Source organism: Aureimonas populi (assembly GCF_017815515.1).
In the GTDB taxonomy this organism is placed as follows: domain Bacteria; phylum Pseudomonadota; class Alphaproteobacteria; order Rhizobiales; family Rhizobiaceae; genus Aureimonas; species Aureimonas populi.
Genome location: NZ_CP072611.1, coordinates 100,497 through 123,229, shown reverse-complemented (window position 1 = coordinate 123,229; position 22,733 = coordinate 100,497). Strand labels below are relative to the sequence as shown.

Below are 22,733 nucleotides of genomic sequence, written 5' to 3'. Positions count from 1 at the left end.
ACGATGACGAACAGAACCCTTGCCGCCGCTCTTTCCGCCCTGCTTGCGGGCGTGGCGCTGCCCGCGCAGGCCTTCGAGCTGACGATCCTGCATACGAACGACGTTCACGACCGTTTCGAGCCGATCAACGCCTCCGATTCCGCCTGCTCGCAGGAGCAGGCCGCCGCAAACGAGTGCTTCGGAGGCGTGGCGCGGCTGGCCACCGCACTGTCGCAGCGCACGGCGGCGGCGGCCAATCCGCTGGTGCTCGATGCGGGCGACTGGTTCCAGGGCACGCTGTTCTTCACCCAGTACGGCGGCGAGGCGGCCGCCGAGATGATCAACCGGCTCGGCTACCATGCGATGGCGGTCGGCAACCACGAGTTCGACAACGGCCCGGCCGATCTCGAAGCCTTCGCGAACGCGCTGGATATCCCTCTGCTCGGCGCCAATATCGACCCGGCCAACGAGCCGGCGCTGGCCGACGGGTCGATCGAAGGCTCCACCATCGTCGAGGTGGGCGGGGAGCGGATCGGCGTGATCGGCGTCGTGGCCGAGGATACGCCCGAGCTGGCCACCACCGGCGAGGTCGCCTTCGAGCGCCCCGCCGTGGCCATCCGGCGCGAGGTGGAGCGCCTGGAGGGGGAGGGCGTCAACAAGATCGTGCTCCTCTCCCATGTCGGCTACGAGTTGGACAAGCGGCTCGCCGCCGAGATCGAGGGCATCGACGTGATCGTCGGCGGCCACTCCCAAACGCTTCTGTCGAACGACGACGAGGATGCCGGCGGCGCCTACCCGACCATGGTCGCGGGGCCCTCGGGCGCCGAGGTGCCTATCGTGCAGGCCTATTCCTATACGAAGTATCTGGGCGAGCTGACCGTGACCTTCGACGAGGAGGGCGTCGTCACCGCCGCCTCGGGCGACCCTATCCTGCTCGACGCCTCCTTCGACGAGGACCCCGAGATCGTCGCGCGCGTCGTCGAACTCGCCGAGCCGCTGGAGGAGATCCGGGCCCGCGTCGTCGCCTCCGCCGCCGGCCCGATCGACGGCTCGCGCGAGACCTGCCGCATCCAGGAGTGCGAGATGGGCAACCTCGTGGCGGACGCCATGCTGGAGCGCACGCAGGGGCAGGGCGTGCAGGTCGTCATCATCAACGGCGGCGGGCTGCGCGCCTCCATCGACGAGGGCGAGGTGACGCAGGGCGAAATCCTCACGGTCCTGCCCTTCCTCAACACGCTCTCCACCTTCGAGGTCTCGGGCGCCGACCTCGTGGCGGCGCTGGAGAACGGTGTCGGACAGGTGGAGGACGGCGCGGGCCGGTTCCCGCAGGTCGCCGGCCTCCAGTACGAGTGGACGCGCGCCGCCGAGCCGGGCAGCCGCATCCGCGAGGTGCGCGTGAAGGACGGCGAGGAATGGGTCGCCATCGACCCGGCCGCGACCTATCTCGTGGCCTCCAACAACTTCATGCGCAATGGCGGCGACGGCTACGACAGCTTCGTCACCGCCGACAATGCCTATGATTTCGGGCCCACCATCGACACGGTCGTGGTGGAGTATCTGGCCGCGCACTCGGGCGGTTACGAGCCCTATACGGACGGGCGCATCACCGAGGTCGAATAGGCCCAGCCGGCGCGGGAAACGGAACGCCCGCCATGGCGCGGGCGTTCGAGCGGTATCCTCCCTCCATGCCAGGGGCCGCTCATGCCGTCGCTCTACCAGAAGATCGCCCGCCGACCCGTCGCCTACGATCCGGCCTTCGAGGTGGAGGAGGAGAACGAGGCGCGGACGGCCGAGGCGTTGCGCGAGGAAATGCGCCGGATCGTCGAGATCACCTCGACCGATTACGGCCATGCGGTGCGCAGCGTCCACGCCAAGGCCCACGGCCTTCTGGTCGGCGAGTTCGAGGTGCTGGGCGGCCTGTGCGCGGAGTTGCGCCAAGGCCTGTTCTCGCAAGCGCGGACCTACCCCGTCATCCTGCGCTTCTCGACCAATCCGGGTGACCTTCTGGACGATTCCGTCACCACGCCGCGCGGCCTTGCGATCAAGGTGGTGGGCGTGGAGGGCGAGCGCCTGCCGGGAGCGGAGGGCGAGCGGACGCAGGACTTCGTCACAGTCAACGGCCCGGCTTTCGTGGCGCCCACCGCAGCGGCCTTCCTGAAGAACCTCAAGCTGCTCTCCCGCACGACGGACCAGCCGCAAATCCTGAAGAAGGTGCTTTCGGCCGCGTTGCGCGGGGCGGAAAGCACGCTGGAGGCCGTGGGCGGGGAAAGCGCGACGTTGAAGGCGCTCGGCGGCCATCCCGATACGCATATCCTTGGGGAGACCTTCTTCACGCAGGCGCCGATCCTCTTCGGCCGCTACATGGCCAAGCTGACCGTTGTCCCTGTTTCGCCCGGCCTCAAGGCGCTCAAGGATGCACCTGTCCATTCCATGGGGCGCCCGGACGCGCTGCGCGAGGCGGTGCAGGCGTTTTTCGAGCGCGGGGAGGGTGTCTGGGAGGTGCGCGCCCAGCTCCTCACCGATCCGAAGACCATGCCGCTGGAGGACGCGTCGGTGGTCTGGCCGCAAACGGGGAGCCCCTATCTGCCGGTGGCGCGCATCCGCGTGGCGAGCCAGGACTCGTGGAGCGAGGAGCGCGCCCGCAAACTCGACGACGGCTTGGCTTTCTCGCCCTGGCACACGCTGGCCGCCCATCGCCCGCTCGGCTCCATCATGCGCGTGCGCAAGCCCTCTTACGAAATGTCGGCCGCCTTCCGGGGGCGCTTCAACGGCTGCCCGATCCATGAGCCGGCCCGGCGCGAGGATATCGGCGTCTGATGGTCTATGATCTCTATTACTGGGCCGAAATCCCGGGGCGCGGCGAGTTTCCCCGCCTCGTGCTGGAGGCGGCCGGCGCGCCCTATCGCGACGTTGTGCGCCTGCCGGAGGAGGAGGGCGGGGGCATGGCGGCGATGAGCGCGTTCCAGGAGGGGCGCGGGCCGCATATACCCTTCGCGCCGCCCTTCCTGGTGGACGGCGATACGGTCGTTTCGCAGGCAGGCGTCATCGCGGCCTATCTCGGCGAGAAGCTGGGGCTGGCGCCGGAGAGCGAGGCGGACCGGCAGTTCGCTCGCTCCATCGCGCTGACGACGGCCGACGCGGTGGCCGAGGCGCACGACGTGCACCACCCGGTCGGCATCGGGCTTTATTACGAAGACCAGAAGCCCGAGGCACGCCGACGCGCGGCGGAATTCCGCGAGGAGCGGATGGTCAAGTTCCTGCGATGGTACGAGAAGCTGATCGAGGCGAACGGCTCCGGCTATCTCGCGGGGCGGCGCCTCACCTATGCCGATCTCGGCCTGTTCCAGCTCGTGGAAGGCCTGCGCTACGCCTTCCCGAAGCGGATGCGGGTGATCGAGGGCGATTATCCAGGCGTGCGCGCGCTCGTGGAGACAGTGCGCGTGCAGGAAAAGATCGCGGCCTATCTGAAGAGCGACCGGCGCCTGCCCTTCAACGAGAACGGCATTTTCCGGCATTATCGCGAGCTGGACGGCGAATAGGAAAGGCCCCGGCGGTTTCTCCGCCGGGGCCTTGCGCGTCCTATTGCGCGAGGCGCGAGGCGAAGAGGGCCAGGGCCTGCTGGTAGACGCCGGCGCGGTTCCAGTCGCGCAGCCGCGCGAAGTTGGGCTGGCCCTCCATGTAGCCGGCGCCCGGCTGCCAGCCGTGCTGGCGCAGGAAGTTGGCGGTGGAGGCCAGAACGTCGGCGCGCGAGCGGATGAGGTCGCGCCGCCCGTCGCCGTCGCCATCCACCGCGTAGCGCAGATAGTTGGAGGCGAGGAACTGGGTCTGCCCGATCTCTCCGGCCCAGGCGCCCACCATGTCCTGCGCGCGCTTGTCGCCCCGGTCGACGATCTGGAGCGCGGCGAACAGCTCGTTGGTGAAGAAGTCCGATCGCCGGCAGTCGTAGGCGAGCGTGGCTAGCGAGCGGAAGATGTTCATGTTGCCGGAATTGGCGCCGAAGCCCGTCTCCATGCCCCAGATGGCGACCAGGATCTCGCGCGGCACGCCGTACTGGCTTTCCACGCGGTCGAGGATCTGGCGGTTTTCGGCCATGATGCGCTTGCCGCGCTGCACGAAGGAGGCGGGCGCGCGGCGCTCCATGAACTCGTCCAGCGACAGGCGGAAGGAGCGCTGGTTGCGGTCGAGACGGATGACCTCCGAATTGTAGGTCACGCCCCCGAGCGCGGTGTTGATCGTGTTCTGCGAAATCCCGGCGCTGGCGGCGGTTCCCTTGAAACCCTCGAGCCACGGGCCGAAGCCCGAGGCCGTGTCCCCGCAGCTCTGCGCAAGAGCCGGCACGGCGCCGAAGAGAAGGGCTCCCGCGACGAGCGCGCCTCGCCCCAGCCTGGCAATCATCTGCATGTTTCACTCCTCGAAGACGGCCGGCCTGCCCGTGGAAGGTGCATGCGGCCGGAGAAAACGCCACTATCGCTGCTAATCGAAACCAAAAGGTTTGCGAACCGGGCGCCGGGCTCACGCTTTCGCCAGCCGCCCGTGAGGGATGTCAGTCGTCCAGCCCCGCGCGTGCGGCCCAGCCCGGGATCTCGCCCGCCGTCACGCCGAACAGCAGCATGACCAGCCAGTAGGCGAAGGTGGAGATCACCACCATGGCCACGATGTTCAGCCAGAAGCCGTTGCGCGCCATCTGCGGCAGGCTGACATGGCCTGAGCCGAAGACCAGCGCGTTGGGGGGCGTGGCGACGGGCAGCATGAAGGCCATGGCGGCGGCGAAGGTGGCGGGGATCGCCAGGATCAGCGGGTTCTCTCCAAGGCTGATGGCCAGCGCGGCCACCAGCGGCACGAAGGCGGCCGCGGTGGCGGTGTTGGAGATGAACTCGGTGAGGAAGAGCACCACCACCACCACCAGCGCGACCACGGCCAAGAGGGGCAGACCCCTGGCGGCATCGCCGAGAAGCGAGCCGATCCATGTGTCGAGCCCGGTGCCCGTCACCGCCGCCGCGAGGCTCAGGCCCCCGCCGAACAGGATCAGCACGCCCCAGGGCAGGCCCATGGCCGTGTTCCAGTCCATCAGCGCCCCGCCCTTCGGCTCGCCGGAAGGCACCGAGAACAGCACCAGGGCGGCCAGGATGGCGATGGAGGAATCGGACAGGCCGGGAATGTAATCGTCGAGGATGGTGCGGAAGATCCAGGCCGTGGCGGTGACGAGGAAGACGATCCCGACGCGCACCTCCGCCGGCCGCCAGGGGCCGAGCTTGGACAGCTCGTCGCGGATGAGCTCGCCCGCACCCTCGATCTCCACGCGAGGCAGGCGGATGGCGAAGCGAGTGAGCAGCAGCCAGCACAGCACCAGCATCACCGCGGCCACCGGCACGCCGATGCTCATCCAGCGCGCGAAGCCGATATCGTAGCCATAGGTCTGGTTGAGAAGGCCGGCCAGAAGCGCGTTGGGCGGGGTGCCGATCAGCGTGGTGATGCCGCCGATGGAGGCGGCATAGGCCACGGACAGCAGCAGGGCCAGGGAGAACCGCCGGCCGTCCGCGCCATCATTGCCCAGGAGGCCGGCGACCGAGAGCGCCACGGGCAGCATCATCACCGCCGTCGCCGTGTTCGATACCCACATGGAGCAGAAGGCGGTGGCGGCCATGAAGCCGGCGACGACGCGATGCTGCTGCGTGCCGGTGCGGGCCACGATGTTGAGCGCGATGCGGCGATGGAGGTTGGAGCGCTCCATCGCCAGCGCCAGCACGAAGCCGCCCATGAAAAGGAAGATGACCGGGTCGCCATAGGGCGCCGTGGCGGCGCCGATGGGCGAAACGTTCAGCATGGGAAGCGCGGCGATGGGGACGAGCGCGGTGACGGGCACCGGAATCGCCTCGCTGATCCACCATGCGATCATCAGGACGGCCGTGGCGACGACGCGCCAGCCTTCCGGAGAGAGGCCGGGGGGAGGCGGCAGCAGGAGGACGAGGGCAAAGAGGGCAAGGCCGCCGAAGATCGGCAGGGGCTTCCAAGGCAGGCTCGGTGCCTCGGTCTCCTTGCGTTTCGTCTGTGCTGCTTCGGCCATGCTCACTCCCGTCCGAGTTGCCGGAACGCCGCTCCCGCCCCGCCGGGCGGGGTGTGAAAGCGGCGGCCGGCAATGTTCCTTTGGGTGGCCGATGGCCGCTCGCCGTGCGTTCGTCAACCCCGCCGTGTCATGAAAAAGGGCCGGGCGCTTCCCCCGAAGCACCCGGCCCGCGCGGTTCCCCCGCTTTCAACTGTCAGCTGACGGCGCGTTTGGACTCCAGCGTTTCGCCCGGTTGCAGGACGATGACGCGCGCGTTCAAGGGCACGCGATCGTGAAGATCCATCACGTCCTGGTTCAGGAGGCGGATGCAGCCGGAAGAGACGGACTTGCCGATCGACCACCATTCCGGCGTGCCGTGCAGGCGGTAGAGCGTGTCCTTGTTGCCCTGCCAGAGATAGAGGGCGCGCGAACCCAGCGGGTTCATCAGGCCCGGATTCATGCCCACCTCGTTGCCGTAGGGTGCCAGTTCAGGCCGGCGCTCGATCATCTCCTTGGGCGGAAACCATTTGGGCCAGTGCTGCTTGTCGCGCACATAGGCCTCGCCGGACCATTCGAAGCCGGCCTTGCCGATGCCGATGCCGTAGCGCATCGCCGTGCCGCGCGGCTCGATGACATAGAGGAAGTGGTCGTTGGTATCGACCACCACCGTTCCGGGCTCGAAGCCGCGCCCGTCATAGACGACGCGCTGGCGCAGGAACCTGGGCTCGATCCGCTCCACCGGGATGGCCGGCAGGTTGAAGCCGCCATCCTGGACCGCCGCATAGGCCGTCAGCTCCACCGGCCCGAGGGGCCCGCCCGCCAGCATCGGCGCGGCCTCGCCCGAGAAGGCGGTGGCCACGGCCGCATCGGTGGCCCGGCTGGCCTGGTTCTGATGGGTGTTGCAGCCGGCCAGCAGCATGCCGGAGGCCAGGAGGGCGAAAGGGAGAATCTTGGATGCGAGGGTCATGGGTATCCAGCGGCCGAGGGGCAAGCGACGCGGAAGCAGGACGACGCGCGGCGCCAAAACCCTTGAAGTCTCATGAAGCGTCGTAAGCGGAGCTCTTCCGCCTGACAACGCCGCCCATCAAAGCAGGCGAGGGTTAAGATGTGCTTGTTGCCGCAAGGGCACAGTTGACGCCGCCTTCGCGCGCGACATCTCGTGCATCGAACGAGGGACCGGTTCCGGCATCGAGGATTTCGGCATGAATATCGGTGAGGCGTCGCGGCGCTCCGGCCTGCCGCCCAAGACGATTCGCTATTACGAGGAGATCGGGCTCATCCGCCCGGCGCGCGCGCGCAACGGCTATCGCGACTATGGGGAGCGGGACATCCATCTGTTGCGCTTCCTGCAACGCTCGCGCTCGCTCGGTTTCTCCATCGAGGAGGCGCGCAAGCTCCTGTCGCTCTACGGCGACGAGAACCGCCACTCCAAGGATGTGCGGCACCTGGCGGCGCGCCGGATCGGCGAGATCGAGCGCAAGATCGCGGAGCTGGAATCGCTGAAGAAGGCACTCGGCGAGCTGACGGAGGCCTGCGCGGGCGGGCAGGGCCCCGATTGCCCGATCCTGGACGAGATCGCGGGGGAGAGCGCCAGGGTGGCGCGCCCGGCGCATTGAGAACGAAACGAGGCCAAAGCGCTTGATCGAACCCGGCGCATGGCGTTAACCATGCCCCCATGCCGATCGTTTCGCCCCACAGGTTCGAGCCTCTCATCGACGGACGCCAGTCCGAGCGCGCCATGCTGGTTCGCCGGGGCGTCCAGCGCCTGATGATCGAGCACCGCGTGTCGCTCCTGCCGGAGATACCGCTCGTCTCGGGCCGAAGGGCCGATCTGCTCTGCCTTTCTGAGAAGGGTGAATTCTCCATCGTGGAGATCAAGACCTCCGTGGAGGACTTTCGCTGCGACCGAAAATGGCCGGACTACCGCCTGCATTGCGACAGGCTGTATTTCGCCACGCATCCGGGCGTGCCTGTCTCCATCTTCCCGGCGGAATGCGGGCTGATCGTCTCCGACGGCTATGGCGCGGAGATGCTGCGCGAGGCGCCCGAGCACCGTCTGGCGCCCGCCACCCGCAAGGCCCTGACGCTGCGCTTCGCCCGCCTCTCGGCCGACCGGCTGCTCCAGGCCGAATGGGCGGCCAACCCCTACATGACGGGAAGCGGGATGGACTGAGCCCTCAGCGCGGCGCGCGCTTGGCCAGAATGCGCTGGAGCGTGCGCCGGTGCATGGACAGGCGGCGCGCGGTTTCGGACACGTTGCGCTCGCACATCTCGTAGACGCGCTGGATATGCTCCCAGCGCACCCGGTCGGCCGACATGGGGTTCTGCGGCGGCTCGGCCGGCGCTGCGCCCTCGCGGGTGAGGGCGGCGACGATCTCGTCCACATCCGCAGGCTTGGCCAGATAATCGATGGCGCCGAGCTTCACCGCCGTCACGGCGGTGGCGATATTGCCGTAGCCGGTGAGAACCACGATGCACGCGTCGGGGCGCGCGGCCCGCAGCGCCTCGATGATCTGAAGGCCGTTGCCGTCCTCCAGCCGCATGTCCACCACGGCCAGCGCCGGGGCCTCGTGCTTCACCGCATCCAGCCCCTCGGCGACGCTGGTGGCGGCACGCACCGGGTAGCCGCGCGTTTCGAAGGCGCGGGCAAGGCGCGTGACGAAGGCGCGGTCGTCATCGACGAGCAGCAGTGACCGTTCGCCCGCCGCGCCATCCTGATCCTGCTGCGCATCCATCATCATCGTCGTCGATCCTTTCGCTCTAGATGGCGTATCGAGACGCCCCGTTCAATGAAGCGCGGCCTCCTGCCGCAGGGCAGGGCCGAGAAGCGCCGTGCGCGGCCATGAAATGGAAACGCTGGCGCCGCCCGCCTCGCGGTTGCGGAAGGCGATCTCGGCGCCGGAGCGCTCCAGCAGCGTCTTGGCGATGAACAGCCCGAGGCCGAGGCCTCCGCCCGTTTCTCGCTCGTCGCCCTCCCGCCGGGCCATGTAGGGATCGCCGATCCGCGACAGCACCTCGGGCGAGAAGCCGGGCCCGTCATCGAGCACGAGAACGCGCACCCGCTCCTCGTCCCAATGCACGCGCAGCGTCACCTGGGCGACGGCGAAGTCCACCGCGTTCTCCACGATATTGCCGAGGCCGTAGAGCACGCCGGCATTGCGGCGCGTCACCGGCTCCTGCCCGGAATTGCCCTTCGCCTCCACCGTGATGGCGATGCCGAAGCCCTTGTGCGGGGCGCTGACCTCCTCCACCAGCGACAGGAGGGGCAGGCGGGCCATGTGCTCCTCGGAATGGGCCGAGAGGCTCGTCAGGCGGCGCAGGATGTCTCGGCAGCGCTCGGACTGGGTGATGAGAAGATCGACATCTTCGCGCAGGGGCGCGTCGGCGGGTGTCGCGCGGCCCATTTCCTTGGCCACGAGGGCGATGGTGGCCAGCGGCGTGCCGAGCTCGTGCGCGCAGGCCGCCGCCAGCCCGTCGAGGGCCGACAGGTGCTGCTCGCGCTGGAGCACCAGCTCCGTCGCGCCGAGCGCGTCCGAGAGCGCGCGCGCCTCGGCGGCGACCCGGTAGATGTAGAAGGTGGCGAAGGCGAGCGTCACCACGATGCCGAGCCACAGCCCACCCACATAGGCTTGGGGAAGGGCCGGCGGCAGCTCCCCCGCGGAGGGCAGGGGAAAATGGAAGAAGGTCAGGAAACTGGCCGAGGCGACGGCGAGAAGCGACAGGCCCAGCACCGTCTGCGGCGGCTGGGTGGCGGCGGCGATCATCGCCGGCACGATCAGGAAGATCGCGAAGGGATTGTAGATGCCGCCGGTGAGAAAGAGCAGGCTGGCCGGCTGGAGGATGTCGAAGGCCATGACGAGCGCGACCGCGCGCGACGACAGCCGGTGGCTCTTGCGATAGCGCAGGCGCAGCCAGACGTTGAGCGCCAGCGAGAGGGCGATGAGCGCGAAGCAGGCCGATACGGGAAACGGAAACCACAGCACCCAGGCAACGAACACGCAGGCCGCCGTCTGGCCGGTGATGGAGAGCGTGCGCAGGCGGGTGAGCGTGGCAAGCCGCAGGCGCTGGCTCTCGCGCGGCGCTTCCATCAGCGCCGGCAGGCCGGTCCAGAAGCGGGGGTCGGCGGCGGGGTTCGGCATGGTCGGTCTCCGTCGCGCCTCAGGCGCGGGGCTTGGCGCGCGCGGTGGGCTGCGCCGAGGCCGGGTCTTCCGGCCAGGAATGCTTGGGGTAGCGCCCGCGCAGGTCGGCCCGCACATCGCGCCAGGAGCCCGCCCAGAAGCCCGGCAGGTCGCGGGTGATCTGGATGGGCCGATGCGCGGGCGAAAGCAACTCCAAAGTCAGCGGCAGACGCCCCTCCGCCACCGTGGGGTGGGCCTTCAGGCCGAACAATTCCTGCACGCGCACCGGCAGTACCGCCTGCCCGTCCTCGTAGCGGATCGGCAGGCGCGAGCCCGTCGGCGCTTCGAAATGCGAGGGGGCCGCACGCTCGACACGGGCGGCAAGGCCCGGCGGCAGGCGGGCGAGAAGCGCGTCGTGCAGCGCGCCGGGGCCGATGGCCTCCATGCGGGCGATGCCGGGCAGATAGGGTATCAGCCAGTCCTCCAGATCGGCGAGGAGTGCGGCCTGCGAGACGTCCGGCCAAGGCTCCCCGACGCTCTGGCGCAGGAAGGCGAGCCGGGAGAGCAGCCGCTCGGTCTCCTTGCCGAAGGGCAGGCAGGACAGGCCGAGCTGGCGCATGCCGCCGGCAAGTGCCGCCGCCACGGCCTGCGGGTCCGGGTTCGCGAGAGGGGACTCGGACAGAACCGCGCGCCCGACGCGGCGGATCGTGCGCGCACGCACCGAGCGGCTGGCGGCGTCGAAGGCGATGCGGGCCTCCTCCACGATCCGGCCGGCGCCGCCGCTTTCCAGCGTCTCGCGCGAGAGGGCGGCGGCCGAGAGGATGCGCGCGGCGCGCGCTTCACCCTGCAACTCGGCGACGACGAGGGCCCCTTGGGCGGCGAGGGCATGGGTCTCGTCCACCCGGCCGCCGCGCCCGTTGGCGAGGAGGAAGTGGCCGCGCGCCCCGCGTGCCACGGCCACACGGTCGGGGAAGGCCAGCGCCAGCAAGGTGCCCGCCTCGGATGTGTCGAGCCCGGCCGCCGGGCCGCTTTGGGCGATGCGGCCGGCAAGCCCCGCCGCCGCCCTCGCGCGCGGGCTCTTGTCCGTTCGAAAGCGGCGCAGGCGCTCGGACAGGTCGGTGTCGTTGCCGCCGAGGCCCCGCTCTGTGAGAAGCACCGCCAGCTCGGCCGCCATGCGCCGGGCGGCGCCGGGCGCCGCGCCCACCACCATGCGCGACAGGCGCGGCGGCAGGCCGAGCGTGCGCATGGCCCGGCCCTCGGCGGTGAGCCGCCCGTCGGCGTCGAGCGCGCCGAGTTCGACGAGCAGCGCGCGCGCCTCGGCCAGCGCGGGCGCGGGCGGCGGGTCGAGGAAGGCGAGGTCGGCGGGCGACGCGACGCCCCAGGCGGCGCAATCGAGCACGAGGCCGGACAGGTCGGTGGAGAGGATCTCCGGCGGGTCGAAGGCCTCCAGCGCCGCGCTGGCCTCCGCGCGCCACAGGCGGATGGCGATGCCCGGCTCGGTGCGCCCGGCGCGGCCGGCCCGCTGCTCGGCGGAGGCGCGCGAGACGCGCACCGTGGCCAGCCGCGAAAGGCCCGTCGCCGGCTCGAAGACCGGCCTTCGCGACAGGCCCGAATCGACGATGATGCGCACGCCCTCGATGGTGAGCGAGGTCTCCGCGATGGAGGTGGCCAGCACCACCTTGCGCGCGCCGCCCTCCATGGGGCGCACCGCCATGTCCTGCGTCTTCTGGTCGAGCGCGCCGTAGAGCGGGGCCAGGACGACGCCCGCCGGCAGGCGGCCATCGAGGCGGGAGGCGGTGCGCTCGATCTCGCGCTGGCCGGGCAGGAAGGCCAGGACGCTGCCCTCCTCGTCCCTGACCGCGTCGAGCACGGCCTCGGCCACCGCATCCTCGATCGCCTGCGTGCCGGGCCTGTCGCGATGGCGGATCTCGACCGGGAAGGCGCGCCCCTGCGCCTCGATGACCGGAGCATCGCCCAGAAGCCTTGCCACGCGCGCCCCGTCCAGCGTTGCGGACATGACGAGGATGCGCAGATCCTCGCGCAGCGCTCCGGCGACATCGAGCGCCAAGGCGAGGCCGAAATCGCCGTCCAGCGAGCGTTCGTGGAACTCGTCGAAGAGCACGGCGCCGATGCCCGAAAGCTCCGGGTCGGAGAGGACCATGCGGGTGAAGACGCCTTCGGTGACGACCTCGATGCGCGTGCTTGCCGAAACGCGTGTGTCGAGGCGCATCCGCCAGCCCACCGTGTCGCCGACGCTCTCGCCCAGAAGCGTGGCCATGCGGCTAGCCGCCGCGCGGGCGGCAAGGCGGCGCGGCTCGACGAGGACGATCTTGCCGGCCGGGAGATCGCGGCCGAGAAGGTCGAGCGGCACCAGGGTCGTCTTGCCGGCGCCGGGCGGCGCAACGAGGACGGCCTTGCGGCTCGCCTTCAGCGCTTCGGCCAGCCGCGGCAGCACGGCGCGCACGGGCAGGTTCGGAAGGTCGGGACGGATGGGTGTGCTCCGCTGGTCTCCTCGTCGCCGCGCTTATAGCCGAGGATCGGCCTTCGTGCAGTCGCGCTCCGCGTGAAAGACCGTCGCGGATCGCTCGGGCTTGCGCTAAGAGGGGCCCAGACCTTTTGAAGTGGCAGCGGGATCGGCACCATGGCGGAAGAAACGGCTTTGGATGAGCGCCGGGTGATCGTTCTGACGGGCGCCTCGCGCGGTATCGGCCACGCGACGGTCAAGCGCTTTTCGCGCGAGGGCTGGCGCGTGATCACCTGCTCGCGCCAGGCCTTCTCGGAGGATTGCCCCTGGCCGGCGGGGCCGGAGGACCACATCAAGGTCGATCTCTCCGACCAGGAGGATGTGGGCTACGCGATCTCGGAAATCCGGCGGCGGCTCGAAGCCAACGGCTCCTGCCTCCACGCGCTGGTCAACAACGCCGCGATCTCGCCCAAGGCCGAGAAGGGCGCGCGCATGGATTCCATCCGCACGCCCATGCATGTCTGGCGGGACGTGTTCCAGGTGAACTTCTTCGCCCCCATCATGCTGGCGCGGGGCCTCCACGCCGAGCTTGCCAAGGCCCAGGGCTCCATCGTCAACGTGACCTCCATCGTGGGCAGCCGCGTGCATCCCTTCGCCGGCACGGCCTATGCCACGTCCAAGGCGGCGCTCTCCTCGCTGACGCGCGAGATGGCGGCCGATTTCGGCCCGGCCGGCATCCGCGTGAACGCCATAGCGCCGGGTGAGATCGACACGGCGATCCTCTCGCCCGGCACCGAGAAGATCGTGGAGACCATCCCGCTGCGCCGCCTCGGCAAGACTTCCGAGGTGGCCGACATCATCTACTTCCTGTGCTCGGGACAATCGTCCTACGTGACCGGGGCCGAACTCCACATCAATGGCGGCCAGCACGTGTGAGCCGCGTCAGGCGGGGCGGTCGCGCCGGGCTTCCAGCGCGGCGAACAGCGTTCCCGACCCGGACATGACGAAGGAGATGCCGAGGAAGAGGCCGACCGCGAAGACGGCTGTCTCCGGCAGGCCGACCACGAGGTAAAGCGCGAGCGCCACGTTGACGAGGGCCGCCAGGACCAGCGGCCAGGAGCGCAGGCCCCGCGCCTTCAGCGCCCGGCCGAAGGCGAAATTGGCCACGGCCGAGAGAAGGAAGAACACGGCGAGCAGCCAGGTCAGCGTCACCGCTCCCGCGAAGGGATCGAACAGGATGACGAAGCCGAGCAGCGTGACGAGGATGGTGAAGAGAAGGGTGGAGCGGAAGCCGCTGCGCCCGCGCATGCGCCACGCGCCGAACAGGCCCAGAAGGCCGCCGAAAAGCAGCAGCCAGCCGAAGAACAGCACGGTGGCGTAGGTGGCGGCGAAGGGGGCGATGATGGCCAGGACCCCGATGACGAGCGTCAGCCCGCCCTGGAAGGCGTAGCCGCGCCAGTTCTCGTGAAGGTGCCGGCGAAGCTCGCGCTCCACCCCTTCCAGTTCCGATGTCTGCGGGGAGAGGGGCTCATGGGTCATCGAAGATGCCTCGGCTGGAGGGTTGGCGGGCTTTCAGCCCCGGCTGCGGGCGCCGTCGCCCACGCGATTATAGATCCACACGCGCGCCGGCGGGAGATTGGCCCAGACGACGGGCGTGGAAGACACGGCGTAGGCCCCGAGCTCCGGCTTGACCGGCGGCGTGAGGGAATAGGAAAGCTGGGTGAGGTTCCCGGCCGGCACGATGCGCTCGAAATAGCGCTCCAGGAGCCGCCGCCGCTCGTCCGGCTTGAAGCGGATGATGGGAATGGCGAGGAGGATGGCGGCGAATCGCTCCTCCTCGCGGCCCTTGAGCGTTTCCGTCAGGTCGAGCCCGTCGCCCTGGATGACGTTCACGTTCGGGAAGCGGGCCTTCAGCTCGCGCGCGAACTCGCGGTCGTATTCGATGGAGGTGATGCGCTCCGGCGCGATGCCGGCGCGCAGCAAAGCCTGCGTCACCACGCCCAGCCCCGCGCCCAGCTCCAGGATCGGCCCGTCGAGATGGGTCGTCGCCGCGCGCACCATCGCGTCGCAATAGCTTCTGGACGAGGCGGCAATGGCCCCCATCGCGCCGGGGTGCTTCAGCCATGTGCCGAGGAACTTCGCCCAGTCGCCCTTCGCTTCGCTCTGCCCGTGCATTCCTGCCCCCCTGATGAACAACCTCTACTCCGTGGAACGGCGATAGACGAGGACGCGTGCCGGGGGAAGGTTCCGCTTCACCCAGCGCGTCGTTTCCACCTTGGCGGCGATGCGCGCGGGCGCGACGGGGAGCGTAAGCGCGTAGGTGAACTGCACCAGCGGCGCGCCCGGCGCCATGCGGCCGAGATGGTGGGAAAGCGCGGCCTCTCGCTCCGTGTCGGGGCGCGTCATCAGCGGGAGGCTGGAGACCGTGGCGACGGTCCTTCGCCCGGCCAGCGCCTTCTCGAAGGCGGGTCCGGGCCGGTAGGCATCCCCTTCCACGATCCGCGCGCGGGGAAAACGCAGGCGCAGGCGTTTGCAGAACTCCGGGGAATATTCGACGAGAACCAGCTTCTCCTCGGGGACGCCGGCCTCGATCAGCGCTTGCGTGACGACGCCGGTTCCCGGCCCCAGCTCCACCACCACGCTCGCCTCGTCGAGGGTGGCGAGCGGGACCTCGGCGGCCATGGTCTGGGCCAGCGCCCGGGAGGAGGGGAGGACGGCGCCGGTGCGCAAGGGGCGACGCAGCCAGCCGAGAATGAAATGCGCCTCCTCGCGAATGCCCCGGCGGGGGCTGTTGCACTTGTCGCGAGCGGGCGGCAACGTCATCGGCGTATCGTCTCCCTTGGTGCGGCGGGTCTCGCCGTCAGGTGCGGCTCTCTCCGAGGCCTTCGAAGAATTCGCGCATCCGCGTGAAGAAGCCGGTGCATTGCGGCGAGTTCTCTGAGGAGGAGATCTCCTCGAACTCCTCCAGCAGCTCGCGCTGCCTGCGCGAGAGCTTCTGGGGCGTCTCGATCATGATCTGGATGAAGAGGTCGCCGGTCTGGGCCGAGCGCAGCACGGGCATACCCTTGCCGCGCACGCGGAACTGCTTGCCGGTCTGCGTGCCTTCGGGAACCTTGACGCGCGTCGTCTGCCCGTCGAGCGTCGTCACCTCGAAGGCCCCGCCGAGGGCGGCCGTCGTCATGGAGACGGGCACCTTGCAGTAGAGGTCTGCGCCGTCGCGCTGGAAGAATTCGTGCCCGCGCACGGAGAGGAAGATGTAGAGGTCGCCTGAGGGGCCGCCGCGCAGCCCGGCCTCTCCCTCGCCGGCGAGGCGGATGCGCGTGCCGTCCTCGATGCCGGCCGGGATGTTGACGGAGAGGTTGCGTTCCTCGGGCAGGCGGCCCTCGCCGCCGCACTTGCCGCAGGGGTCGGCCACCGTCTCGCCCCGACCCTGGCAGGTGGGGCAGGTGTGCTGGACGGAGAAGAAGCCCTGCGTGGCGCGGATGCGGCCCGCACCGCCGCAGGTGGGGCAGGTGCGCGGTGAGGTGCCCGGCTTGGCGCCGGTGCCGGTGCAGGCATCGCACTGCACCGTGGTGGGCACGCCGATCTCGGCCGTCTTGCCGGTGAAGGCCTCCTCGAGGCTGATCTCCATGTTGTAGCGCAGGTCCGAGCCGCGCTCGCGCCCGCCGCTGCCCCCGGCCGCGCGGCCGCGCCGCTGGCCCATCATCTCGCCGAAGATGTCGTCGAAGATGTCGGCCATGGAGGCTGAGAAGTCGCCACGGAAGCCGCCGCCGCCCGCGCCGCCGTTCTGGAAGGCGGCATGGCCGAAGCGGTCGTAGGCGGCCCGCTTCTGCGGGTCCTTCAGGACCTCGTAGGCTTCGCCGATCTCCTTGAAGCGGCGCTCGGCCTCGGCATCTCCCGGGTTGCGGTCCGGGTGGAACTGCATGGCGAGCTTGCGGAAGGACGCCTTGAGGGTTTTCTCGTCGCAGGTTTTGGCGACACCGAGCGTCTCGTAGTAATCGACCTTGACGGACACGTCTCTTGGGCTCGTTTCTCGATTGTCTTCGGGCACGGGCGAAAGGCGCGCCCAAAACGGGCGGCGTGGGCCCGATATGGGCACGCACCTGCGGCGTTACCATAGTGGTTCCAAAGACGGAAGGTTCACCAGGCGCCCTCAGGCGGCGGCAACGCCCTGCCGTGCCCGCTCCCCGCCCGTCAGGAGCGCATAGGCCCACCGCTCGAAGGGCCGCGAGAGGAAGGCGGCCGCCATGGTGAAGGTGACAGGCAGGAGCGTGTAGGCAAGGAAGGCCGTCGACCCCGCGCCCGCGAACAGCTTGTTCCACAACAACTGATAGAAGATCGCGGCGAAGACCATGTGCCAGAGATAGATGCCGAAGGACGTGCGCAGGAGCGGGCTCCACGCCGCAAGAAAGAGGGTCGCGCAGGGGCGGGCGGTCTCGGCCGCGGCGGCCAGGAAGAGCGCAAGCGCAAGCGTGGCGATCGGCAGGAGAGGCGGCGCCTCGACGAGCATCAGCGCGACGGCGAGGAGAAGCACCGCCTGCCCCGGCCACAGGCGCGTGACGGCCACCCGCCGGGCCTCGACCGCGAGCGCCACGAGGCAGCCGGCCAGAAAGCCGATCAGCGCGCGATAGGCCCCGAAATTGTTGGCGCGGCTCCAGTGCTCCTCTCCCAGGCGCCCCGAGGCCCAGAGGAGTTCCACGGCGACGACCCAGGCCAGAAGCGCCACGAGGAGCCCCCTGGGGCCGAGGCGGCGGTGCAGCAGAAGGATGGCGGGGAAGAGCAGATAGCAGAGCAGCTCGGCGCTGAGCGACCAGGAGGGGAAGTTGAAGGCCAGTTCGTCCCTCAGCCCCCAGGCATGGGTAAGGGTGAGGTGCAGGGGCAGGAGCGAAAGATCCCAGCGCGCGGGATTGTTCAGCGTCATGAGCCCGGCCGCGCCCGCCAGCGCGATGGGAACGAAAAAGGCGAGCGTCAGGAGATGCAGGGGGTAGAGCGTGGCCAGGCGGCGGCGCAGGAAGCCCGCGAAGTCCGCCGCGCTCTCCATGCCGCGCCCGTAGCGCGTCATGACGAGGAAGCCCGAGATCATGAAGAACAAGTCGAGCAGCGCTTGCGGGCGGCGAACGATGGGACCGAGGACGTTCCACAGCTCGATCGGCGCGAAATAGAGATAGTGGTAGACCATGATGAGCATGGCCGCCACGAAGCGCCAGAGATCGAAGGTGCGGTAGTGCATTCCGGCCGACCCCTCCTGGCTCCCTGCCCGTGCGCGCCTTCAAGCTTAGGCCGCCTCCCGTAGGAGACCATGAACGGCTCCGTCCTTTTCTCGATCAAGGTTAGCAAAGCCTCGCCGAGAATGCCTTCTGCCATGCAAAAAGGGCCCGGCGCAAACCGCCGGGCCCTTTCCTGTCAATCGGGGAATTTCGGCTGTCAGGCCGACTTCTTGCGGTCGTCGTCCTGCACTTCCTCGAAGTCGGCGTCCACCACGTCGTCGCCCTGGGCAGAGGTATCGCCCGGCTGCGTCTCGCCGGCCGCCGCTTCCGCCTGGCTGGCCTCGTACATCGCCTGCCCGAGCTTCATGGACGCTTCCGCCAGGCGCTCGCTCTTGGCCTTGATGGCCTCGGCGTCCGCCTCCGGCTTCTCCAGCTCGGCCTTCAGGTCGGCGAGCGCGTCCTCGATGGACTTGCGGTCCGTCTCGGAAACCTTGTCGCCATAGTCGGAGAGCGACTTCTCCGCCGAATGGACGAGGCTCTCGGCCTGGTTCTTGGCCTCCACGCCCGCGCGGCGCTTCTTGTCGCTCTCGGCGTTGGCCTCGGCGTCCTTCACCATCTGCTCGATATCGGCGTCCGAAAGGCCGCCGGAAGCCTGGATGGTGATCCGCTGCTCCTTGTTGGTGCCCTTGTCCTTGGCCGAGACGTTGACGATGCCGTTGGCGTCGATGTCGAACGTGACCTCGATCTGCGGCACGCCGCGCGGTGCGGGCGGGATGCCCTCGAGGTTGAAGCGCCCGAGCAGCTTGTTGTCCTGCGCCATCTCGCGCTCGCCCTGGAAGACCTGGATGGTCACGGCGTTCTGCGAATCCTCGGCCGTGGAGAACACCTGGCTCTTCTTGGTCGGGATGGTCGTGTTGCGGTCGATAAGGCGCGTGAACACGCCGCCCAGCGTCTCGATGCCGAGCGAGAGCGGGGTGACGTCGAGAAGCAGCACGTCCTTGACGTCGCCCTGCAGCACGCCGGCCTGGATGGCCGCGCCCATGGCCACGACCTCGTCCGGGTTGACGCCCTTGTGCGGCTCCTTGCCGAAGAAGTTCTTCACCGTCTCCTGGATCTTGGGCATGCGCGTCATGCCGCCGACCAGCACGACCTCGTCGATGTCCGAGGCCGAGAGGCCGGCATCCTTCAGCGCCGCGCGGCAGGGGCCGACCGTGCGCTGGACGAAATCGTCCACCAGGCTTTCGAACTTGGAGCGCGTCAGCTTCAGGGTCAGGTGCTTGGGGCCGCTCGCGTCGGCGGTGATGAAGGGCAGGTTGATCTCGGTCTGCGAAGCGGAGGACAGCTCGATCTTGGCCTTCTCCGCCGCTTCCTTCAGGCGCTGAAGGGCGAGCTTGTCGTTCTTCAGGTCGATGCCCTGGTCCTTCTTGAACTCGGTTGCGAGATAATCGACCAGGCGCAGGTCGAAGTCCTCGCCGCCGAGGAAGGTGTCGCCATTGGTGGACTTCACCTCGAAGACGCCGTCGCCGATCTCGAGGATCGACACGTCGAAGGTGCCGCCGCCCAGATCGTAGACCGCGATGGTCTTGCCGTCGTTCTTCTCAAGCCCGTAGGCGAGGGCGGCGGCCGTCGGCTCGTTGATGATGCGCAGGACGTCGAGGCCCGCGATCTTGCCCGCGTCCTTGGTGGCCTGGCGCTGGGCGTCGTTGAAATAGGCCGGAACGGTGATCACCGCCTTCTCGACCTTCTCGCCCAGATAGGCCTCGGCCGTCTCCTTCATCTTCTGAAGGATCATCGCGGAAATCTGCGAGGGCGAATACTTCTCGGAATGGGCGCGGACCCAGGCGTCGCCATTGTCGGCGCGCACGATCTCGTACGGGACGAGACCCTTGTCCTTCTGGGTCAGCGGGTCGTCATAGGTGCGCCCGATCAGCCGCTTGATGGCGAAGAGCGTGTTCTCCGGGTTGGTCACGGCCTGCCGTTTGGCGGGCTGGCCCACCAGTCGCTCGCCATCATCCGAGAAGGCGACCATCGAGGGGGTGGTGCGCGCGCCCTCGGCGTTCTCGATGACCTTGGCGTTCTTGCCGTCCATGACGGCGACGCAGGAATTGGTGGTGCCGAGATCGATGCCGATCACCTTGGCCATGGGACGAAACTCCTTCGAATTTAGCGACCCGCCGGGACCCTCTCGCTGGAGGCATTCCGGGGGGCGGGCCCTTGTCGATCAAAACCGCTGCCGCCGGCCACCTTGCCTTTCGGCTGCCGGCTCCGGTGCGGCTGGGGGCTATATATGAATGGGGTTTTGAGGGCGCAAGACGGATCGCACGGCCCTTTCGCGCCCGCGCAAGCCCGCTCGCGCCTAACGAACAATCGCGGCCGGCGCCGGAACCGGCCATCCTCCCGGGCCCTTATGGCATCAAAGCGTGAAGGCGTGCGCCACACGCGGCACGCGAGCCCAGGGAAGACATCTCATGCACAGCATCATCTATCTCATCGGGGTGATCGTGGTCGTCCTCTTCATCCTGTCGTTTCTCGGCCTCGCCTGAAGAAAAGGAACACCGCCATGGTCTCCAATCCCAACATCCCACAACCGCCGGACGAGGCGAAGGCAGACGCCGGCGCCTTGCGCGACGCGGCCTCGCGTGAAGCCTCCTCGGCCAAGGCCGAGGCGCAGAAGGCAGGCGCCACTCTTCGAGACGAAGCCTCGCGCCTGGCATCCGATGCAAAGGACAAGGCGTTCGAAGGCGCCGAGAGCGGCAAGGCCTATGCCGCCAGCAGCCTCAACGACTTCACCGCCGCCATCAAGAAGGCCTCGGAGGAACTGGGCGCCCGCGACCAGTCCATGGCCGCCAACCTCGTTCGAGAGGCCGCGTCCGGGCTGGAGCAGGTGTCGGGCGCCATCGAGGGCAAGAGCATCAAGGAGCTGACGGGCTCCGTGGCCGGCTTCGCCCGCCGGCAGCCGGCGGCCTTCCTCATCGGCGCGGCGCTGGCGGGCGTGGCCATCGGCCGCTTCGCCAAGGCCTCCGGCGAGCATGACGAACGGGACTATCCGGGCGCCGACGAGCGTCCCGATTATGGCCGGCCGGCCCCGCGCTCGCCGGGCTACGGCGCGTCCTCGTCCGGAACGTCCGGCTTTGCGGGCGAGGAGCGCAGCGCGCCGGTGAGCGGCTCGGCCGGCACCGGCACCTCCGCCACGGGCTCGCCCGCCGCATTCGGCTCCGCGACGCCCAAACCGTCCTCCTCCGTATCCGGCGCGCCGGGCCGCGAGACCCCGGGCGAGACGACGACGCCGGGCTCCACCTCCACGCCGGGCGTGGCGCGCACGGCCATCACGCCGGCGACCTCCGGCTTCGGCGTCGCGGACAAGAAGGGAGACAGCCATGAGCGTTGAGCCGCGCGAGACGAAGTCGGTCCCCGATCTCATCGCCGAACTGATGCGTGAGGCGAGCGAGCTCTTCCGCACGGAAGGGCGCCTGATCCGGTCCGAGATTTCCGACAAGATCACCCAGCTCCAGGTCGGCGGCGGCTCCATCGCCGCCGGCGCCATCTGCCTGCTCGTCGCGCTCATCGTGCTGGCGCAGGCGCTCGTCATCGCCCTGTCCGAGTTGATCGCGCCCGGCTGGGCAGCCCTGATCGTGGGCGTCGTCATCGCCGCCATCGGCGTGATGCTGCTCCTGAAGGGCAAAAAGGACCTCGACCCGGCCAATCTGACGCCGGACCGCACCGCGCAGCAACTGCGCAAGGACGGACAGCTCGTGAAGGAGCAGACCCGATGAGTGAAGAAACCGAACGCCTCGCAAGGGAGGCGGAAACGCATCGCGGCCGGGTCGACGAGACGCTCGACCGGCTGAAGGAGCGGTTCTCGGTCGGCCAGATCGTGGACGAGCTTTCGGGCTATGTCCGCGACGGGCAGGGCGCGGACATGGTGAAGAACCTGAACCGGCAGGTGCGCGACAATCCGCTGGCGCTCGGTCTCGTGGGAGCGGGCGTCGCCTGGCTGCTGATGGGCCAGGGCGTGCGCGACGAGGGCCGGCGGCTCAAGGGGCGCTATGAGGACTGGCGCGAGGAGGACGACCTCTACGATCGCGACCGCCTCTCGGGCGGGGGCTATCCCATCGCCGACGGCCGCCCGCACACGGTGGGCGAGGGCCCCTACGCCGGTTCGACGGCGGGCAGCTACAGCGATTCCGGGCGCGGGCCGGGCTATTCCGCACGCGCCAAGGAGGCCGCTTCCTCGGCCGCGTCCGGCATTTCTGGCGCCGCCTCTTCCACGGCTTCGAGCGTCTCGGGGGCGGCCTCCTCGGCGGCGTCCGGCGTCGCCGGTGCGGCTCGCTCGATGGGCTCGTCCGTATCCGATGCCGCGCAATCGGCAGGCTCTGCCATCTCGGATGCAGCCGGTTCCGCCTCCGAGACCGTCACCCATGCCATGCATGACGCGCGGGACGCGGCCTACGGGGCAGGCGAAGCGGTCTATCGCGGCGGCGCCTCAGCCGGGCGGCGGGCCGCCGGCTACGGCCGCAAGGCGCGCCGCAGCTTCCTGGACACGCTACAGGAGGAGCCGCTGATCGTCGGCGCGGTTGCACTGGCCATCGGCGCGGCCGTAGGCGCCGCGCTTCCCGCCACGCGCCGCGAGGACGCCTTGTTCGGCGAGGCGCGCGACCGCCTGCGGGACGACGCGGTGGACTATGGACGCGACGCGTTGAGCAAGGCCGAGCATGTGGCGAGCGAGGCCTACAAGGCCGGCAGCGAAGAGGCCGAGCGCAAGGGCCTGAAACCGCAGGGCGAGGGCGAGACGCTGGCCGAAAAGGCCTCGTCGGTCGTCGGCAAGGCGGTGGACGCCGCCAAGGACGACGCCAGGAAGGAAGGGCTGGTCTAGGCCACTCTGCCCGCCCATCACGGCGAACCAGCAGAAAGGCCGCGGGAGC

22 protein-coding genes are annotated in these 22,733 nt (G+C 69.3%); 10 read left to right on the top strand and 12 right to left on the bottom strand.

All coding sequences use genetic code 11. The features are described 5' to 3' along the window. Positions 1-3: 3 nt before the first annotated feature. From J7654_RS00575 to J7654_RS00565, 3 genes are all read left to right on the top strand, one after another. Positions 4-1,599 (top strand): bifunctional metallophosphatase/5'-nucleotidase, encoded by a 1,596-nt coding sequence (locus tag J7654_RS00575; protein ID WP_209737342.1) that lies wholly within the window; start codon positions 4-6, stop codon positions 1,597-1,599. Positions 1,600-1,680: 81 nt separating this feature from the next. Beyond that, complete coding sequence (locus tag J7654_RS00570; protein ID WP_377946548.1) at positions 1,681-2,796, top strand: catalase family protein; 1,116 nt, start codon at positions 1,681-1,683, stop codon at positions 2,794-2,796. Continuing rightward, entirely contained in the window at positions 2,796-3,518 is a 723-nt protein-coding gene (locus J7654_RS00565) for a glutathione S-transferase (RefSeq protein WP_209737341.1), read from the top strand. Before J7654_RS00570 ends, J7654_RS00565 begins: the two co-directional genes overlap by 1 nt. A 40-nt stretch (positions 3,519-3,558) precedes the next feature. On the opposite strand, the gene J7654_RS00560 is transcribed toward J7654_RS00565, so the two are convergent. From J7654_RS00560 to J7654_RS00550, 3 genes are all read right to left on the bottom strand, one after another. Beyond that, positions 3,559-4,380, bottom strand: coding sequence for a lytic murein transglycosylase (locus J7654_RS00560; RefSeq protein ID WP_209737340.1), 822 nt, complete (start codon positions 4,378-4,380; stop codon positions 3,559-3,561). A gap of 142 nt (positions 4,381-4,522) precedes the next feature. Next, a complete protein-coding gene (locus J7654_RS00555; protein WP_209737339.1) occupies positions 4,523-6,043 on the bottom strand; it encodes an SLC13 family permease in 1,521 nt (506 codons plus the stop codon). Positions 6,044-6,236: 193 nt separating this feature from the next. Then, positions 6,237-6,989, bottom strand: a complete 753-nt coding sequence (locus J7654_RS00550; protein WP_245195576.1) for a L,D-transpeptidase — start codon at positions 6,987-6,989, stop codon at positions 6,237-6,239. Positions 6,990-7,224: 235 nt separating this feature from the next. Between J7654_RS00550 and cueR the strand changes: the two genes are divergently transcribed. Continuing rightward, the gene (gene cueR, locus J7654_RS00545) at positions 7,225-7,638 is read left to right on the top strand and encodes a Cu(I)-responsive transcriptional regulator (RefSeq protein ID WP_209737338.1); all 414 of its coding nucleotides are present in this window, start codon (positions 7,225-7,227) and stop codon (positions 7,636-7,638) included. Positions 7,639-7,697: 59 nt separating this feature from the next. Further along, positions 7,698-8,195: an MmcB family DNA repair protein gene (locus J7654_RS00540; RefSeq protein WP_209737337.1), complete on the top strand. Its 498-nt coding sequence runs from the start codon at positions 7,698-7,700 to the stop codon at positions 8,193-8,195. A 4-nt stretch (positions 8,196-8,199) separates the two neighbouring features. Here the strand turns inward: J7654_RS00540 and J7654_RS00535 are convergent, their stop codons facing one another. From J7654_RS00535 to hrpB, 3 genes are all read right to left on the bottom strand, one after another. Further along, positions 8,200-8,760: an ActR/PrrA/RegA family redox response regulator transcription factor gene (locus tag J7654_RS00535; RefSeq protein WP_209740070.1), complete on the bottom strand. Its 561-nt coding sequence runs from the start codon at positions 8,758-8,760 to the stop codon at positions 8,200-8,202. Between the two features lie 48 nt (positions 8,761-8,808). Next, the gene (locus tag J7654_RS00530; RefSeq protein ID WP_209740069.1) at positions 8,809-10,110 is read right to left on the bottom strand and encodes an ActS/PrrB/RegB family redox-sensitive histidine kinase; all 1,302 of its coding nucleotides are present in this window, start codon (positions 10,108-10,110) and stop codon (positions 8,809-8,811) included. A gap of 70 nt (positions 10,111-10,180) precedes the next feature. Next, positions 10,181-12,604 carry an ATP-dependent helicase HrpB gene (gene hrpB / locus J7654_RS00525; protein ID WP_245195575.1) on the bottom strand — a complete coding sequence of 808 codons (2,424 nt, stop codon included), beginning with the start codon at positions 12,602-12,604 and terminating at the stop codon, positions 10,181-10,183. 177 nt (positions 12,605-12,781) lie between these two features. Between hrpB and J7654_RS00520 the strand changes: the two genes are divergently transcribed. Continuing rightward, a complete protein-coding gene (locus tag J7654_RS00520) occupies positions 12,782-13,540 on the top strand; it encodes an SDR family NAD(P)-dependent oxidoreductase (RefSeq protein ID WP_209737336.1) in 759 nt (252 codons plus the stop codon). A gap of 6 nt (positions 13,541-13,546) precedes the next feature. On the opposite strand, the gene J7654_RS00515 is transcribed toward J7654_RS00520, so the two are convergent. The 6 genes from J7654_RS00515 to dnaK all read right to left on the bottom strand — a co-directional run bounded on the left by J7654_RS00515 (position 13,547) and on the right by dnaK (position 19,954). Beyond that, positions 13,547-14,143, bottom strand: a complete 597-nt coding sequence (locus tag J7654_RS00515; protein ID WP_209737335.1) for an HdeD family acid-resistance protein — start codon at positions 14,141-14,143, stop codon at positions 13,547-13,549. Positions 14,144-14,176: 33 nt separating this feature from the next. Next, positions 14,177-14,779 carry a class I SAM-dependent methyltransferase gene (locus J7654_RS00510; RefSeq protein ID WP_209737334.1) on the bottom strand — a complete coding sequence of 201 codons (603 nt, stop codon included), beginning with the start codon at positions 14,777-14,779 and terminating at the stop codon, positions 14,177-14,179. Positions 14,780-14,803: 24 nt separating this feature from the next. Beyond that, positions 14,804-15,427, bottom strand: a complete 624-nt coding sequence (locus J7654_RS00505; protein ID WP_209737333.1) for a class I SAM-dependent methyltransferase — start codon at positions 15,425-15,427, stop codon at positions 14,804-14,806. Positions 15,428-15,464: 37 nt separating this feature from the next. Then, positions 15,465-16,619, bottom strand: a complete 1,155-nt coding sequence (gene dnaJ, locus J7654_RS00500) for a molecular chaperone DnaJ (RefSeq protein ID WP_209737332.1) — start codon at positions 16,617-16,619, stop codon at positions 15,465-15,467. 138 nt (positions 16,620-16,757) lie between these two features. Beyond that, positions 16,758-17,834 (bottom strand): acyltransferase family protein, encoded by a 1,077-nt coding sequence (locus tag J7654_RS00495; RefSeq protein ID WP_209737331.1) that lies wholly within the window; start codon positions 17,832-17,834, stop codon positions 16,758-16,760. Between the two features lie 194 nt (positions 17,835-18,028). Further along, on the bottom strand, positions 18,029-19,954 hold the full coding sequence (gene dnaK, locus J7654_RS00490; RefSeq protein WP_209737330.1) for a molecular chaperone DnaK: 1,926 nt from the start codon (positions 19,952-19,954) through the stop codon (positions 18,029-18,031). A gap of 277 nt (positions 19,955-20,231) precedes the next feature. Between dnaK and J7654_RS18400 the strand changes: the two genes are divergently transcribed. The 4 genes from J7654_RS18400 to J7654_RS00475 are packed head-to-tail and all read left to right on the top strand — an operon-like array spanning position 20,232 to position 22,684. Further along, the gene (locus tag J7654_RS18400) at positions 20,232-20,354 is read left to right on the top strand and encodes a hypothetical protein (RefSeq protein ID WP_280842347.1); all 123 of its coding nucleotides are present in this window, start codon (positions 20,232-20,234) and stop codon (positions 20,352-20,354) included. A 17-nt stretch (positions 20,355-20,371) separates the two neighbouring features. Further along, on the top strand, positions 20,372-21,199 hold the full coding sequence (locus tag J7654_RS00485; protein WP_209737329.1) for an ATP synthase subunit B family protein: 828 nt from the start codon (positions 20,372-20,374) through the stop codon (positions 21,197-21,199). Beyond that, the gene (locus tag J7654_RS00480; RefSeq protein WP_209737328.1) at positions 21,189-21,584 is read left to right on the top strand and encodes a phage holin family protein; all 396 of its coding nucleotides are present in this window, start codon (positions 21,189-21,191) and stop codon (positions 21,582-21,584) included. Before J7654_RS00485 ends, J7654_RS00480 begins: the two co-directional genes overlap by 11 nt. Next, complete coding sequence (locus tag J7654_RS00475; protein WP_209737327.1) at positions 21,581-22,684, top strand: DUF3618 domain-containing protein; 1,104 nt, start codon at positions 21,581-21,583, stop codon at positions 22,682-22,684. Before J7654_RS00480 ends, J7654_RS00475 begins: the two co-directional genes overlap by 4 nt. Positions 22,685-22,733 lie beyond the last annotated feature (49 nt).